Genomic DNA, 15,612 nt, shown 5'->3' on the forward strand with positions numbered 1-15,612 from the left:
GCGGGATGGAGCAGCCCGGTAGCTCGTCAGGCTCATAACCTGAAGGTCGCAGGTTCAAATCCTGCTCCCGCAACCAATACTTCCAGTCAGATATCAAGCACTTAGCGCCCAAAGGGGCGCTTTCTGCGTTTGGGACGTGCTCGCCCGGTGCTACTGCGGTGCTACGCTACGGAGCAAAGAACAGCTATCAAAGCGTTCTCATTCTGACGCTTCCTGAAGACGAATCTTACCCCATCATGAAAACCAACCCGCAGTTTCCGTCTGCACTGTCAGCACCGTCAGCCAAAACCGCGAATGTCGGCTCAGAGCCTAATGTGGACCATGTCAACTCTCATCACAGAAGGGAACTCGCAATTTCGTCGGCTGCAGCTCCATTCAGCATTAGGTGGCTCGTTCCTTAAAAATTACCGCATAGCGAGGTGCGAAATATTTGACAAAGGCTTTAACTTCAGGACGTCGGTAGGCATCTGGTGAAACCAACAACAAATGTGGCGCTGACAGCTCCTCGATCTCGTCGAAGCACCTGATGAGGGTTTTGTCCGACTCAAGCAACTTCACGTTGCTTATTCCCAACCCTTGACCCGCCCTGATTGCCGAATGCATTAAGTCCAGTTCGCTATAGGTCGCCACAATCTGCTGGGACTCAATGCGTTCCACTAACCAATGGTGAAAAACGTTGGGGACGTCCCCTCTTTTGAACGTGACGAACCTGTGGCCTTTCAAATCCCGAGATGAGGTGGGTAATCCAAATTCCTGCTCATAACTTTTCCCACCAAACAGCGACCACTTCGCGTCGCTAATCTTCCTTGAAATCAAATTTTGGTCAGGTTCAGTCCGCACCAATCGTAGCGCTATATCTGCTTCACCTGCCATAAGGTCCAGAGCTCTCACTGAAGGCAAGAACTCAAACGCTATGCCGGGGTTACTTGCTGAAAATTCATTGACAATATCGACCATTCGCGGCGAGAAGTTCGCTGAATATGCAGTGATACGAATAGGTTTTGTTTCCGCCAATTCACCTACATGTCTGGCAAACATATTTGCTGCGGCTTCGAGCGTCTCGGCGCTCTTGACGAGATTGAGTCCGTTTTTCGTGAGTTTGAAGCCTCTGGTGTCACGCTCAAACAGAACTAGTCCGGCTGCATGTTCCAATGCATCGATACGCCTAGCCACAGTAGGTTGGGCCATGCCGAGCTTGCGAGAAGCGGCCAGCGTCGACCCCTCTCTGACGACCATCAGAAAAACGCGTACATCGGACCAGTTCCAATTCTCGCTCTGCATTTATGTAGAACAGCACAAATTCAAGCACGATACCAGAAGGTGATGCTGGCCAATAACCTGAATGGAGAACCCATGAACCAAGGTGGCTAACAATGACTTTGCACATCACCCCACAACTCGATACTTGGAAACCTTTCAGATTGTTGCACAAACTGTTTGAACGTACCCCTGATCCTTCGCGGTGCTGCGAGAACACCCATGAAGCGACACGACAACGACGGGAATTTATTCAAGAAATGATGCAAAGCCACCCGGAGGCATTTCAAAGTGAATTGGACGTTCAGCACCTAATGCAGTGCTACCCATCTTGGTTCTAAATGTGGCTCCAATGGGAGTGTGAAGGTTTGTGTATTGTTGCGTGTCCGTTCCGTCCAGCGTAGCAGACGAAAGTCGAACCAGAAAAACGCAATAGGTGGAGCAACAAAAAGGCGCCCGACCCAAGGGATCGAGCGCGTTAGCCAAAAAATTGTAGTACGAACTTTCACCGACTGCTCAATTCTATCACCCGCATCCCGGCTTTGCCTTCCCGACTAAACGCGATGTTTACGCCCTGCCGCCGCAGCACAGGCTGAACCCTGCGCAGGGCCGCGCCGAACCTTGCCTCAGACCGGGGGAAGCTCTGGCTATCCTCTGTCAGCGCCGGGAAGCGATCCCGCAAGGTTTGCTTAAGCTCGGTTGCAGTTCCGCTCCAATGCTGCCGTCCGTCCATCAGTGACAGAATTGCCAACGCGACCGGGTTGGCCTCAACAGCGGCTTGGTCGCTGCGGGCGCGATTGGCTGCGTAGGAGTCCAGAAACGCGCCCTGAGCCCATCCAAGGGAATCTTCGGCGGCAACCACCCATTTAGCGAAGTCTGCCATTCTGGGGGCCTCGCGGAGGCTCACAGAGTCAATCCTTGCCAAGGCGCAGGATACCGCGTCCAACAGCGCACCCAGAATGTAAGGCTTGGCCTTGACAAAATCGCGATTGAACGCGCCCAAGGTCTTGCGCCTACCGGGTGGGATCACCGGCAGATGAACGCCAATGGCGCGATCCGCCAGATCAGGTCGCGCCGCGAGATCGGGAATACCGTTCAACAGGCAGGGTCGGGTGGCGTTGAACAATACCTCGTCGCTGTCCGTATGTAGCTTGCGGGTGCCAAAACCGCCCCCGGTAGCAATCCGGCAGAATGCATCTGCCATCATCGGACGGATGGTCGAGAGATTGTCAAAGCTCAGAACATGGTTGTGCATGGCAGCAATCACCAAATCCTGTTCGGAATTGGGCGTGCTGCGGGTGCTTGGGCTGGCAGGGTCGATCAAATCGCGCAGGGTTTGCGCGGTGGTGCTTTTGGCGCTGCCCTGTTCGCCTGACAGGATCAGAATAGGGTAGGGGCCTTTGGGATGGAAACATCCCAGAACCCATGCCACCAACATGCGGAAAGCATCTTCGCTGTCCACGTTCAGAAAATCGCGCAACAAGTCGATGCCGTGTTCATGCCGTTCCGGTACAGGCAGCGCCTGCATGGCTGGTGAGCGCCGAAATCGCGCGGGCGGGTGGCTGACCACCTGCCAGCCCTCGGAAGTGATCGCCACAGCCTGCCAGTCCGTGTCGCCAAGATCGAGATAGACCGTGCGCCCGATGGAGGCGATGCGGCTGGATACGGGGTAGGTCTCGCCTTCAAACCGGGCCACTCCTTCCAGCATCCGGCGCTTGTCATCCAGCGCGGCATTGGAGGGGGCTTTGCCCTCGGCCTTGTAATGGGCATAAGCCAGATAGTTGCGGAAGGTCGTGGAACCTACAGGCCAGTGCTCGAAGTGACCCTTGGCCCGTATCGTTACATAGGGCTCACCCTGCGGGGTGTTCCAAAGCTCCAGCCCGTCCACCAGCGCCGCATTGTCATCGCTACGTATAAGTGCGGGTTCGTCCCTATGTATAGGTAACGTATATGGGTCGGCGCTATCCCTACGATACATAGGGGGATGCGGGTCATTTGCGGAAGGCTGAACCTTACGCGTCAGGTAAGCGGCGGTTGCATCCGGCAGATCACAGGCCACGTTGTTAATCAGGGCGTCAATCTCGCCTTGCCGCCAACCTGCGGCAATGGCATCGGCCACGTCCCAGCCCCTATGTATAGGGTTAGGGATCAGCCCCGCTGAATTATGCGCCTGAACCAGAGCGTCCGTGATAGGCAGGATCAGCGGCGTTGCCCTATGTAACGTAATGAGCTCTTCGGCCAGCTTTGCGGCATAGCTTTGTCCCGGCTCATCATGGTCAGGCCAGATTATGACAGTGCGACCTGCCAGCGGGGACAGGTCTGTCTTTGCCAGCGCCTTGCTGCCGCCAAAGCTGGTAGAGGCCAGATACCCCAAGCCCGCCAGAGCATCGGCACACTTCTCGCCTTCGACCCAGATTACCGGCTGATCCGGGTTCGCCTGGGCGATCCGGTCCAGATGATAGACCGGGCGCGACCGCGGTGCTTTCCATGCCTCATTGGTCACGTCATAGGGCAGGAAGAACTTGCCCTTGCCGTTGCCTTCATAGCGATTGGCAACAAGCACAGGTGCACCCGTTTTGCTGCGGTAGATATGCTGGGTGTCAGCGATACCGGCTGTCGGGTGGCGAAGGTCGGGTAGCGCGCTCATGCCTGTACCCCCAGACGCTGTGCCAGCGCACGCGCCGCCTGTCCTTGCTGCACCCCGTTGAGATAGGCAAAGAGGCTTATGGCGTCACCGCCTTTGTCATCCGTGGCAAAGTCTGCCCAAAACCCGCTGTCGAGATTGATCCGAAACGAGCCGCGCGAGCGATCTGCACGGGTGGGGTTCAGCGCCACCCATTCGCGGCCAATGATCCGGCCATCGGGCAACCATTCCGCCAGAAGATTCTGCAGGTTGATCCGGGCGAGTTCCGCAATTGCTGCAAATTCAATGGGCTTCCAGTTACCAGTCATTTGCAACCACCTCCTGAAGACGTGCAATCTCGAACGCTTCCACATCTCCGGCACGATAGCGGACCAAGCGGCCAACTTTGACATAGGCCAGCGGGTAGCGCTTGGTGCAGCGCCATGTGGCAAGGGTGGTTGTGGACACGCCGAGGCGTTCTGCGACGTGCTCGGGTTTAAGCAGGGTTGCTGCGTGATTTGGCATCGTGATTTTCTCCATCAAGTTACATCGATGAAGAGAAACCTAGAGCGCGATTGGGCAGGCCGAAACGCGTGAAGCAGGAAAGAAAAACTACTTCCTACATAGGAAAACATGCCGGTTAACTGCCACATAATGTGGCGAAAATATGTCTATATCACCCGCATTACCGTGACTACACGCGCGCGCGTCAGGTCCGGATCAAGTTTTTGGCCGATCAAATGAATCACATCTACTGCGGTTGCCTTGTTTTGCTTGGTGGCTGGATCGTAGCGGCCCGCATTGAAGGGGCGCATGGCGTTGCGCTCCCAATAGGGGCGAAAGGCACGGGCCAAGGCAAAGATCGGCTGGCTTTCGGTCTTCTTTGGTCTCTGAGACCAGCGGTCCAGATCGGCCCCGTAGTAGCTGCTTGGGCTGTCATTCTCGCCCAGAGCAACCGTTTGCGCGGCGGCATTTTGCAACAAACCGAGAAACGCCGCGATGTGCCCTACAGGGTCACCGGGACCAAATGCGCCTTCGATCAGGTTCACTATTCCGGCGGCGCTTGGGTCGGCAGATCGGGCTTGCATTTCCAGCGCGTCGGCCAGTTTCCCGGAACAGTTTGGTGAAGATTGCACTCGGGCAAGGTCCATTAAAACCGGCTCAAGCTTGGCGGACAATGCTGACAAGCGGCGATACTCCATCGCACCCGGCTTGCGTCGTCGCATGTTGCGACGCTCTCGGATATAGGCCCGCGCTGCGACCTCAACCCCATCGCGTAGGTCTGCGACATCGGCTTTGGGACCAACCAACATCTCCAGTTCAAGCATGAACCGGGCATCATAGAGGCGGTGTAGCTCTGACAGAAAGCCGTGGCCTGTCATCAGGCGCTGCCATGGTGCGGTCGGTGACGTGTCGGTGTCGGGGAGGGTGTTGTCTGCTTGTTCCATGACGCTGCTTGTTCAGGAAAAGCAAGCAAAACGCCAGTGGCTGACAGGGCTGACAGTGCAGACGGTGAAACTAAGGGTGGTCTGCCTGAAGCGATCTTTCGGGAATTGGTAGGTCTTTGGTGAATGCGAACATCCCAGCCTTAGTTGGTTCTAGCAGGAAGGCCACTAAACAGCCATTCGCTGCGGGTGCAGCACTAGTCGTCGTTGACGGCCGCTATGCGGACAAAGCAGACATATGCTTACGGCGAAACCACAGCGTTGTGCCGCGTCCTTTATGTATTCGAGCTAGCTGGCACCGATAGTATCGAGGAAGAGAGAAAAGAGTTCTCCCTGCGAGTTGATCCTTAGCTTTGCGTAGACGTTCCGGCGGTGAATGCGGACGGTTCCAGGCGAGATCGAGAGCAGTCTGCCGATCGCCTCCGAAGAATGGCCACGCAGCGTCAGCTCAACGATCTGGCTTTCTCGGTCAGTCAGAGCGCCATCGCCGATCGTGTTGAAGGCGTCGGCGACTTTCCGGTTCAGGATGTCCGAGGTCTTGCTTTGGCCCGATCTGTCAACGCTCGACCAATGATGGCGGCACAATCCTTGGACGATGGGTTGGATCTCGGACAAGGCGCGCATCTCGGCCTTGCTGAATTGTTTCTCTGTCCGCATGAGCGATACAACGATCTGGAGCTCAGAATCCACGTCGATCAGAAAACCGACCTCTTCCGCCAATCCGGTCTGAGCATAGTAGCTTCGATAGTACTCGCCCTGATAAAAGCGATCGGGCGCTATGTCCTTCAATCGCCAGATACCCTGCGGAGTGTCGCCGATGCTCGCCAGAAAGAACGGATCAATGAGGTAAGGGCCCTCAAGGTAGTCGTCGACGTGGAGCTTTCGCCGCGCAGGGGTGAAATCGTCAAAGAGCGCCAGCGGCCGCTCTTTCCCCATGTATCCGAAGATCACTGTGAATTCGTAGGGCACCACGCTGCGCAGACCATCGGCGAGTGTCTCGGCGAAGGATGAAGTTCCAACGGCATCGAGGCACAGCGCGGCTTGGCAGTTCCAGTCTGTCGGCATGTCGTCCCTCAAATATCAAAAAAGGCATATAACGAATTGCATATTTACACAAACGCATATTCCACGACTAATTGTGGAATACGCGTTATAGTCGCGATCCCTCGTTTTTTCTGCTCAGGCAAGCCATTGCTGCATCACGAACAGCCCACTGAAAGGATAGAGACGCCCATCGCAGAGTTGCGCGGCGTCACCAAGAGGTTCGGGTCGCTTGTCGCGGTGGATAACATCGATCTCAGCATTGGGTCGGGCGAATTCCTGTCCTTTCTTGGCCCTTCAGGCTGCGGCAAAACAACCGCACTCCGAATGCTGGCGGGCTTTGAAACCCCGAGCGAAGGGCAGGTGTTGATCGGAAACGAGGATGTCTCCGACCTCGAACCGTACCGACGACCCGTGAACATGGTCTTTCAGAGCTATGCGCTTTTTCCGCATATGACCGTCGCTCAGAACATCGCTTACGGGCTGGATCAGCGGCGGCCGAGACTGCCGAAATCCGAAATCGCCGACAGAGTGCAACGCGTGCTCGACACCGTACGCCTGGGCGAATTCGGAAAGCGTCGCATTTGGGAGATGTCTGGCGGGCAGCAGCAGCGTGTCGCCCTTGCGCGGGCGATCGTCAACGAACCCAAGCTGCTTTTGCTAGACGAACCGCTTGCCGCGCTCGACCGAAAGCTGCGCAAGGAAATGCAGATCGAGTTGCAGGATATCCAGCGTCAGTTGGGGATCACCTTCATCCTTGTCACGCATGATCAGGAAGAGGCGCTGTCGTTGTCTGACCGGATTTGCGTAATGCGCGCAGGTGAGATCGTTCAGGAGGGAAGCCCGCAGGAGCTCTACGATCGCCCGACCACGCGCTATGTCGCAGACTTCGTGGGAACATCGAATTTCTTTGACGGAAAGGTCAAGATCGCCTCCAGCGGTGAAAGCGCGATCACGCTCGCCAACGGACAGACCTATTCCTGCGCCCTTGTCGGGGATATTTCCACTGGCCAAGCAGGCTGTCTCAGCGTGCGTCCAGAACAGATCAGACTGAGCCGAACCGAAGTACCGAATGGACTCCCGACGACGGTGCAGAACCGCATCTTCCTAGGCGAGCACACCGAGTACGTCGTCCGTCACGAACACCTTGGAAATATCACCGCACTTGCGCCTCGTCAGGCGGACGTGGGTTTATCGACACTCGGGAAAGGCGACACCGTCTGGGTCCACTGGACCCCTGAGGCCGCCCTAATCCTGAGGCCGGACTGAAGGTCAAAGAGCAGCAACCATCCAACTGGGAGACACGACATGAAAGACAAATCATACATCTCAAAACGGAAATTCATGGAAGAGTTGCGTCGCTACGAAAATGGCTCGGTCACGCGGCGACATTTCCTTGGCGTCACAGGGCTTGGCACCGCGTCGGCCGTGATGGCCGGCGCACTTCCCGGCCTCAGCCCGTCACGCGCGCTGGCCGGCAGCCATATCGGCGACCGTGTCGTTCTGGCGACTTGGCCGAACTATCACGATCCTGAGAACTTCGAGATATTCACTGATCAGACAGGCGCTTTCACACAGGTGAACGTCTTTGGTTCGAACGAGGAAATGCTGGCAAAGCTTCAGGCCGGGGGCAGCGGCTGGGACGTCTACGTTCCAACGAACTACACGATCACGACCTATGTTGAGGAGGGCTTGATCGAGCCGCTCGATCTGTCGAAACTTCCGAACTATGACCCGGATGCATTCGATCCCCGCTTTGCCGATGCCGGGATCGTTGACGGGGTCGTCTATGCGGTGCCGAAGAACTGGGGTACCACCGGTATCGCCAGCAACACGTCGCACAACGGCGGTGCCGCCATCGACAGCTGGAAAGACTTCTTCGATCGCACGATGGATGACTTCTCCGGCCGCACAATGGTGCACGACTATCAGTTGACCACCATCGGCGCTGCGCTGAATTATCACGGATATTCATTCAACTCAGTCGACGCGGCGGAACTGGCAGATGCCGAAAGACTGCTGATCGACGTCAAACCGCACCTCTTCGCGATCACGTCGGATTACCAGCCCGCAATGCGGTCGGGTGACGCCTGGCTTACCATCTGCTGGACCGGTGACGGCAAGCAACTTAATACCGACATCCCCGAGATTGCCTTTGCGCTGGGCAAGGAGGGTGGTGAACTCTGGAGCGACTACTACGCCATCCCCAAAGGCGCACCGCACATGGAAGCGGCCTATGCGCTGATCAACTTCATGCTCGATCCTGAGGTCAATGCGCGAGAAGTCCTTGCCCATGGTTATCCGGTCGCGGACAGCCGCACGAACGCCTTGTTGCCGGAAGAGATCTTGAACGACCCGATCCTTTATCCGGCGGCAGAGCGCCTTAATGCGCTCGAATTCGGGGCTGCGGCAACCCTGACCGACCCGAACCGCGCCGAGTTGCTCGCGCGCTTCAAGTCGGCCTAATCGGACGAAAGGGATGACGGAGCGCGAAAGGAACTGGCTTCTGGTCGCACCTGCGGGTGCCTGGCTGCTGGTGATGCTCGTGCTTCCGCTCTCCGTTGTGCTGATCTTCAGTTTTGGAGAGCGGGCACCTGCCGGCGGCTGGGTGCCCGCTTTCACCTTCGAGCAATATGCGAACCTGCCAGCGCGCTTCACCGCTTTCAAGAACACTCTCACACTCGCTCCGTTGGGAACTCTGGCGGCGCTGATCATCGCATATCCACTGGCCTATCAGCTTGCCGTACGAACAGACCCCAGATGGAAGACGATCCTGCTCGTTCTGGTGATCGTACCGTTCTGGACCTCGATCCTGATCCGCAGCTATGCGTGGATTTTCATTTTGGGCGGACAGGGATTGCCCGCACTTCTCGAAACCTTCGGCATCGAGGGGGTACGGTTGATCTACACGCCCTTCGCGGTCACCGTCGGCATCGTCTACGGCTACTTGCCGCTTATGGTTTTTCCGATCTACGTGGCGCTGGATCGTCTCGACAAACGGCTTTTGGAAGCCTCGTCCGATCTCGGGGCGAGGCCGTTCACGACCTTTCTCAGGGTCACGCTGCCGATGTCCATCTCGGGCATCGCAACCGGGTGTATGTTGGTCTTCATCCTGCTGATGGGCGAATTCCTGATCCCGGCCCTTCTTGGCGGCGGCAAGGTCTTTTTCGTCGGCAATGCGCTGGTCGATCTCTTCCTGCAATCCAGAAACTGGGCCTTTGGCTCGGCAGTGGCGGTCATGCTCATTCTCGTCATGCTGGTGACGGTCACGGTCTACATGCGTCTTATCGCGCGCCTGAGCGCCACGCGTGAAGACGTGTCGATCATGTGAGGGCCTGATCGATGCGCATCTACTCCCTTTTCGTCTATGTGTTCCTCTACACACCGATCGCTATCATTGCGCTCTTCAGTTTCAGTGCGGGCCGCAGTGCAAGTCAGTTCGAAGGGTTTTCTCTCAAGTGGTACGGGCGGGCCCTCGACAACCCCTTCGTGATGGACGCGCTCGGCAACAGCCTCTTTGTGGCCTTCGTGTCAGCAACACTGGCCAGCATTCTTGGCACGCTGGCGGCGGTTGGCCTGCAAGGGATCAGAGGACCGGCGCGCGCATTCTTCGATGCGATTATCTACATCGCCGTAATGATCCCAGGCATCGTAATCGGGATCGCGACTCTCATCGCGCTGGTGACCGTTTTCGACGTGGTCAACCCGTGGCTGGCCAGTATATGGCCCGAAGGCCGCGAGCCGCCGGCCCTGTCGATGGGCATGCCGTCCCTCATCGCCGCGCATACAATGTTCACACTTGCGCTGGTCGTCCTGATAGTACGTGCCCGTCTGCAGGGACTTGAGGGAGCCTTGTCCGAGGCTTCTGCAGACCTTTATGCACCGCCCTTGCGCACGTTTCGGCTTATAACGCTTCCGCTGATCGCACCGGCGATTCTGGCCGGGTTTCTGCTGAGTTTCACCTTCAGCTTCGACGATTTCATCATCGCCTTTTTCGTTGCCGGCTCCGAGACGACGCTGCCCATCTATATTTTCTCTTCGATCCGGCGCGGGGTGACACCTGAGGTCAACGCCATCGGGACGATGGTGATGCTTGCATCGCTCGTCCTTCTGGTGATCGCACAACTGATTCTACGGCGCGGCGACAAGCGCTGAGAGCAAAAAACCTGGGAGGTTTCAATGCTGCTGGAAAATCGCGTTGCTTTCGTAACGGCTGCTGGCTCGGGGATCGGCGCTGCCGGAGCCGAGGCCCTTGCACGCGAAGGAGCAATGGTCGTGGTCACGGACAAAGACGGAGCGGCTGCCACAGAGGTCGCGAAACGCATCGTGAACGAGGGTCACAAGGCGAGGGCGCTTGAGGTCGACGTCACGGATGATGCTGAACTGGTCGCGACGATCGCCGACGTGGCGCGGGACGAAGGGAGGCTGGATATCCTTCATTCACACGCAGGCGTTCAGATCGAAGGCAAGCTGGAACAGGTCGCGGTCGCGGACATGGACCTGTCTTGGAGGCTCAACGTGCGGTCCCACTTTGTTGCCGCGCAGGCGGCGCTTGCTCCGATGCGTCGTCAGGGAAGGGGAAGCATCATCATCACATCTTCGAATTCCGGCGTTCAGTACGATCGCGAGATGATTGCCTATGCCACGACAAAGCACGCGGTTCTCGCGATGACGCGCCAGATGGCTGCCGATTACGCAAAGGAAAACATACGGTTCAATGCGCTCTGTCCCGGGTTTATCGACACGCCCTTCAACCTCGGTTTCGAAGTTCAGATGGGCGGACGCGACAAGCTGGAGGAATACATCCGCGATGCTATCCCAATGGGCCGCTTCGGTACTGTCGACGAAATCGCGGATGCCATCGTATTTCTGGCGTCGGACAAATCGTCATTCATGACCGGTCACGCCTTTGTGGTCGATGGTGGCGAATGCATCTGAGTACGCAGCAAGGGAGACGAACATGACCGGAAGACTGGCTGGAAAGACGGCGGTGATATCGGGTGGAGCCGCAGGCATGGGGCGCGTCACATCTCTTCTGTTCGCCAATGAGGGCGCGCGCGTTGCCATCATCGACATTCAGGAAGAGGCGGGCCGCGAAACCGTTAAGATGATCCACGACGCCGGCGGAGAGGCCTGGTTCTTTCAGGCCGATGTCGCCAGGTCCGTAGATGTCGACCGCGCCTTTGACGCAATCAAGACGGAGGTTGGCCCCTACGATGTGCTCTTCAATCACGCTGGCACAATCATCGTCAAACCGCTCCACGACTCCACCGAGGAGGACTATGACCGGCTCATGGACATAAACGTGCGGTCTGCCTTTCTAGTGTGTCGGCGCGCCTTGCCGGAGATGGTCGCGAATGGTGGTGGGTCCGTCGTCATAACCGCCTCGATCGCTTCTGAGTTGGGATATGCACTCGAGTCGCTCTACTGCATGACGAAAGGGGCTGTCCTGCAGCTCTCACGCGCCATCGCGGTCGAATATCGCGAGCAGGGCATCCGGTGCAACGCCGTCTGTCCGGGTTTCGTGAAAACCGCACATGGTCTGCGAGAGATCGCCGAACTGGATGCGCAGGGCCAGCACTGGGAAGACGGCGATCTTGCAGCGACCCAAGGGCGCATTTGCGAACCCGAGGAGGTTGCCCACGCCGTCCTGTTTCTTGCGTCGGACGAAGCAAGTTTCGTGAACGGCTCCGCGCTTTACGTTGACAATGGTTGGTACACGCGCGGCTAGAGACCTGTACTTTTGGGTCCAGTGAGGCAAAAACCCCAATCCGACAACACCCAAGAACTGCGGTCTTGATCATGTCTTGCTCCAGCAATTTGCGTTTGCGATATGGCTGCTTTGGGCTCAGAGCTACCGAATGCACTCGCAGCTACCAGATCACTCGGCAAAGTCGGCAATGGGCTCTTCCCGCCCTAACTTACCTTCGAAAACATCAACTCGGTCGCCTTGTCCACACTTTCTCGAACCGGGTCTAGGTTCAGCCTTGCGTAGATTGCAGTTGACTGCTGTGACCGGTGTCCAAGTGACTTCCCAATGATGTATCCATTGGCACCAGTTGCCGCCTGATAGCTGCCCAAGGTGCGGCGCAAGTCATGAATGCGCAGGTTGTCGATTCCAGCTTCTTCTAGAATCCGGTTCCACGCCTTCTTGGGGTCCGCAAGATGGCCGTTCTTGCCCGAGCCTTCGAACACATAGGGGCTGTCCGACTTTAGTTTTCGTTCGATCAGCAGCTCAATTGCCTGCTGGGGAAGGTGAACAGTCAGTGGGTCGGCGTTCTTGGTTTCCTCAATCCGCCATGTTGCCGATTGAAAATTGATATCCTTCCACATCATCGCCAGCGTATTGGACTTCCGCGCCCCAGTGAGAAGAGAAATCATGAAGAAGTCCCGCGCGGCTTCGTTGGGTTCATTTGCCAGTGCTTCGAAGAACCGGGGCAGCTCGTCCGGCTGCAAGAATCTGTCGCGACTTTGTTCCCGAAACTTTTTGATACCAACAGCGGGGTTCACACCTTTCCACCCCCATTCAATGGCCTTGTTGAATATGGAGCGAATACGCTCAAGCAAACGATTGGCCTGATACAAGCCGTTGTCCTTGCCGATCTTTGCATGAAGCCTTTCTACCTCGGCCCGATCAATGCTGGAAATCTTTCTGCGGAACCAATGCGACAGATATTTGTTTACTTCCCGCTCGTCGTATTTCCACGACTTCTTATGCACCTTGGAATACTTGCCCATGTATTCGGCAAAAAGCGCCCCAAAGGTCATTTCATCCCGAATGGCCTTTTTCTCTTTCTGAGGGTTCGACCCAGACGCGATGCCGCCCTTGGCCATTGCTGCCGCCCTGCGGGCCTGCTCCACGGTCATGTCAGGAAATTTGCCAAGCAACAGGCGTTCGGGTCGCCCTTCGATCCGTTTGTATAGATAAAAGCTCTTTGATCCCGCTGCCGTCACCGCCAGTATCAACCCCGTTTCCCGTTCGTCATAGTAGTAGTCCCGTGATCCTTTCTTGGCGGCTGGGGCTTTCAAAAGGGCGGCTTTGGTGAAGTTCAAACGGTGACTGGCCACGGTGTATCCTTTAGGTGTTTCGGTGCTACCGAAAGTAGACGGTGCTACACAGGTGCTACACCGGAGAGTAATTTTGGACAATGTGGAGAATGCTTGCAACAAGACAAGGCATGCGTAACATATTGATAAGTCATACAAGAAATAACTTCAGCAAATAACGACAAACATGCGCCTATGAGGCTCATAACCTGAAGGTCGCAGGTTCAAATCCTGCTCCCGCAACCACTTCGGTCGAACAGAGTCTCGAACAAGCCGCCTCAGGGCGGCTTTGTTCATTCTGGGCCACTGCACAACTCGAAGCACTCTGGAAGCAACAGGGAAGAATGTAAGCGTTGCATCTGACCCCCTAGATAGCCTCTGACGAGCCAATTCCCTGCAGTTTATGATGCCTCCAAAAGGATACAGGCATCATGAATTCTGAAATGTTGGGTGAGCTCGCAAGTGACCAGAAAATCGAAAACGTCTTCTACGCCTACGGTTACTCAATTCCCGTTGGGAAAGACGGCCGTCGTCTATGGACCCGAAGATTTAAAGATGAAATGGGACAACAAATGAAGTCGGGCCGTTTATCTGTCGGTGAAGTTGCAAAGACCTGTGGTGTCAAACACGAGACTGCTTCCAGGTGGAAGAAAACGTCGGAGAAAAAGGCGTCGGGTCCGCACTCAACCTTAAAACCCAAATCTCAGCCGTCGTTTGCGGAGATTAAAGTTAGCTCACGTGAGCAAACCGTCTCAGCCGCGTCAGAAAACATCGTCTTCAAGCGTGGTGGTTGCGAGGTCCTATTTCCCGCCTGTTACCCACTCGGGAAACTTGCAACACTGATCCGAGCATTTGAGGGCGACGAATGATTACACCAGCCGGAAACTTTAAGTTCTACGTAGCGACCGAGCCAGTCGACTTTCGCAAAGGTATGGATGGTCTGGCGTCTATCGTGTTGAACGAATTTGATCTCGCCCCCTTTAGCGGTGCTGTATTCATTTTTCGATCAAAACGCGCGGACCGACTAAAACTCATTGTCTGGGACGGAACGGGGCTGGTGATGACGTACAAACGCATCGAAAGCAAAGGCTTTGTGTGGCCAAGACTTCGAAACGGTATGATGACCTTGAGCAAAGCACAGTTTGAAGCGCTTTTTGAAGGCCTCGATTGGAGACGAGTTGTTGGGGCTAGGCCGTTCAAGCCCACTGCTGCATAAATTTAAATTAGGTGTTGGTAATGGAACAGAAGAAGACAGAGCCAATTGGAGATTTGCTCCAACAACTGCGGGAACTGACAAGCGTTCCCGACGATGACGATATCATTCGTAACGCCCTAGAGTTCCACCTCGCCAGCCTTAATGACAAACAGAGTCTTCTTGAACGAATACAGCCGATCCTCAGGCGAGTTGAGGCACTTGGTGAGTTAGATGAAACCTTTGATCTCAAGAAATTCAGTGAAGAAATGTGGGATGACGACTAATTTCGAGCTGATCAAACCGCCGAGCATCTTCGGCAGAAGGTAAATCCGAAGGTAAATCCACTGCAGCAGACCATTAAACTATTTCGGTTCATTGACTGGATGGCAATCTTCCGAACACTCATTGTGGTCGCCAATATTATGCTGAATGCGCGAAGACACCTGAACGAAGAACGGAATATGTGAATTTGCCGCATTTCAGCAGGAGACGGCGCAGTCCCCAAAAAGCGGACCTCCGGTACGCAGCCTACAGTTCGCCTGAATTGTCAATATGAGTTCAAGAAAGCGGAAACTCGGGGGTACTTCGAACTGCACGCCGTTTGGGAAGAAAACAGGCATCATTAACCAATCTAAGTGATAGTTCCGCTGCAGGTTTTCAGGAGACTGTTAAGTCATTACGTTCCCGACATGAAAAATGCATTCTTAGACAGGCGAGTCGTCATCGAGGCTCAAGGTGGGCGTGTGGTTCAACCCCTGAGCCATTTGCGCAACCAACCATGTGTTGTCTTGCTCGGTGAACCCGGTGCAGGGAAATCGACGGCACTGGAACACGAGGCTTTTGCCGAGGGTGGAGAGATCGCAACTTGCAGGGAAGTGATGAACGGCTTTCCGATCAGCGTATCTGGAACCGCCTATCTTGATGCCCTAGGTGTTTGATCCCATGGTTTGATGGTGCGATCCTTTCTCAGGAATGGAAGGAAGCATTATGGGACAAGTTCGTCA

17 protein-coding genes are annotated in these 15,612 nt (G+C 55.8%); 10 read left to right on the top strand and 7 right to left on the bottom strand.

What is annotated here, in order from left to right; translation table 11 throughout:
• Positions 1-381 precede the first annotated feature (381 nt).
• The 6 genes from AC2FLO_RS00865 to AC2FLO_RS00890 all read right to left on the bottom strand — a co-directional run bounded on the left by AC2FLO_RS00865 (position 382) and on the right by AC2FLO_RS00890 (position 6,390).
• On the bottom strand, positions 382-1,281 hold the full coding sequence (locus AC2FLO_RS00865) for a LysR family transcriptional regulator (RefSeq protein WP_480589227.1): 900 nt from the start codon (positions 1,279-1,281) through the stop codon (positions 382-384).
• A 481-nt stretch (positions 1,282-1,762) separates the two neighbouring features.
• Positions 1,763-3,904 carry an AICE element replication initiation protein gene (locus AC2FLO_RS00870; RefSeq protein ID WP_496755105.1) on the bottom strand — a complete coding sequence of 714 codons (2,142 nt, stop codon included), beginning with the start codon at positions 3,902-3,904 and terminating at the stop codon, positions 1,763-1,765.
• Positions 3,901-4,209, bottom strand: coding sequence for a hypothetical protein (locus tag AC2FLO_RS00875; protein ID WP_496755106.1), 309 nt, complete (start codon positions 4,207-4,209; stop codon positions 3,901-3,903). The genes AC2FLO_RS00870 and AC2FLO_RS00875 overlap by 4 nt, the downstream gene beginning before the upstream one ends.
• Complete coding sequence (locus AC2FLO_RS00880) at positions 4,199-4,405, bottom strand: helix-turn-helix transcriptional regulator (protein ID WP_496755107.1); 207 nt, start codon at positions 4,403-4,405, stop codon at positions 4,199-4,201. Before AC2FLO_RS00880 ends, AC2FLO_RS00875 begins: the two co-directional genes overlap by 11 nt.
• 146 nt (positions 4,406-4,551) lie before the next feature.
• Positions 4,552-5,328, bottom strand: coding sequence for a hypothetical protein (locus AC2FLO_RS00885; protein WP_496755109.1), 777 nt, complete (start codon positions 5,326-5,328; stop codon positions 4,552-4,554).
• A gap of 285 nt (positions 5,329-5,613) precedes the next feature.
• Positions 5,614-6,390 carry a helix-turn-helix transcriptional regulator gene (locus tag AC2FLO_RS00890; RefSeq protein ID WP_480748961.1) on the bottom strand — a complete coding sequence of 259 codons (777 nt, stop codon included), beginning with the start codon at positions 6,388-6,390 and terminating at the stop codon, positions 5,614-5,616.
• 126 nt (positions 6,391-6,516) lie between these two features.
• Between AC2FLO_RS00890 and AC2FLO_RS00895 the strand changes: the two genes are divergently transcribed.
• The 6 genes from AC2FLO_RS00895 to AC2FLO_RS00920 are packed head-to-tail and all read left to right on the top strand — an operon-like array spanning position 6,517 to position 12,097.
• Positions 6,517-7,635 carry an ABC transporter ATP-binding protein gene (locus AC2FLO_RS00895; protein ID WP_480748962.1) on the top strand — a complete coding sequence of 373 codons (1,119 nt, stop codon included), beginning with the start codon at positions 6,517-6,519 and terminating at the stop codon, positions 7,633-7,635.
• A 39-nt stretch (positions 7,636-7,674) separates the two neighbouring features.
• The gene (locus tag AC2FLO_RS00900; RefSeq protein ID WP_480748963.1) at positions 7,675-8,832 is read left to right on the top strand and encodes an ABC transporter substrate-binding protein; all 1,158 of its coding nucleotides are present in this window, start codon (positions 7,675-7,677) and stop codon (positions 8,830-8,832) included.
• A 13-nt stretch (positions 8,833-8,845) separates the two neighbouring features.
• Positions 8,846-9,697, top strand: a complete 852-nt coding sequence (locus tag AC2FLO_RS00905; protein WP_480748964.1) for an ABC transporter permease — start codon at positions 8,846-8,848, stop codon at positions 9,695-9,697.
• Positions 9,698-9,708: 11 nt separating this feature from the next.
• Positions 9,709-10,521, top strand: a complete 813-nt coding sequence (locus AC2FLO_RS00910) for an ABC transporter permease (RefSeq protein WP_480748965.1) — start codon at positions 9,709-9,711, stop codon at positions 10,519-10,521.
• A 24-nt stretch (positions 10,522-10,545) separates the two neighbouring features.
• Positions 10,546-11,304 (top strand): SDR family NAD(P)-dependent oxidoreductase, encoded by a 759-nt coding sequence (locus AC2FLO_RS00915; RefSeq protein WP_480748966.1) that lies wholly within the window; start codon positions 10,546-10,548, stop codon positions 11,302-11,304.
• Positions 11,305-11,326: 22 nt separating this feature from the next.
• Positions 11,327-12,097 carry an SDR family NAD(P)-dependent oxidoreductase gene (locus tag AC2FLO_RS00920; protein ID WP_480748967.1) on the top strand — a complete coding sequence of 257 codons (771 nt, stop codon included), beginning with the start codon at positions 11,327-11,329 and terminating at the stop codon, positions 12,095-12,097.
• A gap of 185 nt (positions 12,098-12,282) precedes the next feature.
• On the opposite strand, the gene AC2FLO_RS00925 is transcribed toward AC2FLO_RS00920, so the two are convergent.
• Positions 12,283-13,434 (bottom strand): tyrosine-type recombinase/integrase, encoded by a 1,152-nt coding sequence (locus AC2FLO_RS00925; protein ID WP_496755110.1) that lies wholly within the window; start codon positions 13,432-13,434, stop codon positions 12,283-12,285.
• Between the two features lie 410 nt (positions 13,435-13,844).
• Here AC2FLO_RS00925 and AC2FLO_RS00930 point away from each other — a divergent pair, with 410 nt between their 5' ends.
• The 4 genes from AC2FLO_RS00930 to AC2FLO_RS00945 all read left to right on the top strand — a co-directional run bounded on the left by AC2FLO_RS00930 (position 13,845) and on the right by AC2FLO_RS00945 (position 15,546).
• Positions 13,845-14,282, top strand: coding sequence for a hypothetical protein (locus AC2FLO_RS00930; protein WP_496755112.1), 438 nt, complete (start codon positions 13,845-13,847; stop codon positions 14,280-14,282).
• Positions 14,279-14,629, top strand: coding sequence for an IS66 family insertion sequence element accessory protein TnpB (gene tnpB / locus AC2FLO_RS00935; RefSeq protein ID WP_496755113.1), 351 nt, complete (start codon positions 14,279-14,281; stop codon positions 14,627-14,629). Before AC2FLO_RS00930 ends, tnpB begins: the two co-directional genes overlap by 4 nt.
• A gap of 20 nt (positions 14,630-14,649) precedes the next feature.
• Positions 14,650-14,892, top strand: a complete 243-nt coding sequence (locus AC2FLO_RS00940; RefSeq protein WP_496755115.1) for a hypothetical protein — start codon at positions 14,650-14,652, stop codon at positions 14,890-14,892.
• A gap of 405 nt (positions 14,893-15,297) precedes the next feature.
• Positions 15,298-15,546 carry a hypothetical protein gene (locus tag AC2FLO_RS00945; RefSeq protein WP_496755116.1) on the top strand — a complete coding sequence of 83 codons (249 nt, stop codon included), beginning with the start codon at positions 15,298-15,300 and terminating at the stop codon, positions 15,544-15,546.
• The last annotated feature ends 66 nt before the right edge of the window (positions 15,547-15,612 follow it).

This window comes from Ruegeria sp. TASC047, assembly GCF_059612445.1.

Excerpts from the sequence above, each read along its gene's own strand:
- AC2FLO_RS00865 (WP_480589227.1), bottom strand. The coding sequence starts at position 1,281 with ATGCAGAGCGAGAATTGGAACTGGTCCGATGTACGCGTTTTTCTGATG.
- AC2FLO_RS00870 (WP_496755105.1), bottom strand. The coding sequence starts at position 3,904 with ATGAGCGCGCTACCCGACCTTCGCCACCCGACAGCCGGTATCGCTGAC.
- AC2FLO_RS00875 (WP_496755106.1), bottom strand. The coding sequence starts at position 4,209 with ATGACTGGTAACTGGAAGCCCATTGAATTTGCAGCAATTGCGGAACTC.
- AC2FLO_RS00880 (WP_496755107.1), bottom strand. The coding sequence starts at position 4,405 with ATGCCAAATCACGCAGCAACCCTGCTTAAACCCGAGCACGTCGCAGAA.
- AC2FLO_RS00885 (WP_496755109.1), bottom strand. The coding sequence starts at position 5,328 with ATGGAACAAGCAGACAACACCCTCCCCGACACCGACACGTCACCGACC.
- AC2FLO_RS00890 (WP_480748961.1), bottom strand. The coding sequence starts at position 6,390 with ATGCCGACAGACTGGAACTGCCAAGCCGCGCTGTGCCTCGATGCCGTT.
- AC2FLO_RS00900 (WP_480748963.1), top strand. The coding sequence starts at position 7,675 with ATGAAAGACAAATCATACATCTCAAAACGGAAATTCATGGAAGAGTTG.
- AC2FLO_RS00905 (WP_480748964.1), top strand. The coding sequence starts at position 8,846 with ATGACGGAGCGCGAAAGGAACTGGCTTCTGGTCGCACCTGCGGGTGCC.
- AC2FLO_RS00910 (WP_480748965.1), top strand. The coding sequence starts at position 9,709 with ATGCGCATCTACTCCCTTTTCGTCTATGTGTTCCTCTACACACCGATC.
- AC2FLO_RS00915 (WP_480748966.1), top strand. The coding sequence starts at position 10,546 with ATGCTGCTGGAAAATCGCGTTGCTTTCGTAACGGCTGCTGGCTCGGGG.
- AC2FLO_RS00920 (WP_480748967.1), top strand. The coding sequence starts at position 11,327 with ATGACCGGAAGACTGGCTGGAAAGACGGCGGTGATATCGGGTGGAGCC.
- AC2FLO_RS00930 (WP_496755112.1), top strand. The coding sequence starts at position 13,845 with ATGAATTCTGAAATGTTGGGTGAGCTCGCAAGTGACCAGAAAATCGAA.
- tnpB (WP_496755113.1), top strand. The coding sequence starts at position 14,279 with ATGATTACACCAGCCGGAAACTTTAAGTTCTACGTAGCGACCGAGCCA.
- AC2FLO_RS00940 (WP_496755115.1), top strand. The coding sequence starts at position 14,650 with ATGGAACAGAAGAAGACAGAGCCAATTGGAGATTTGCTCCAACAACTG.
- AC2FLO_RS00945 (WP_496755116.1), top strand. The coding sequence starts at position 15,298 with ATGAAAAATGCATTCTTAGACAGGCGAGTCGTCATCGAGGCTCAAGGT.